At 59.9% G+C, this 212-nt stretch carries 1 protein-coding gene; it reads right to left on the minus strand.

Annotated features, from left to right (window positions below):
- Positions 1-212 (minus strand): hypothetical protein (locus AF337_RS44545; RefSeq protein ID WP_152971150.1); only part of this gene is annotated, 212 nt, incomplete at both ends.

The following is a 212-nucleotide window of genomic DNA, read 5'->3' on the forward strand; positions in this document are numbered from 1 at the left end:
CCTGTATCGGGGAAGCCGGCCGCAATCAGAGTCCCCTTCGTGGTGAGATCGTGCCAGAGACGCCAATCGTTTTTCACATGGCCAAGCGTAGCGAGGTCATCTATATCCGCTTCAATAGGATTGCCGGTCAGAATGGAGCCCGGACCCGCTACTATGCGTCGCTGGCGCAGCAGAAAATAGCCTCCCGGAGCACCCGTCCCGTCGCTGGCCGA

Source organism: Rhizobium ecuadorense (genome assembly GCF_001187535.1).
GTDB lineage: Bacteria > Pseudomonadota > Alphaproteobacteria > Rhizobiales > Rhizobiaceae > Rhizobium > Rhizobium ecuadorense.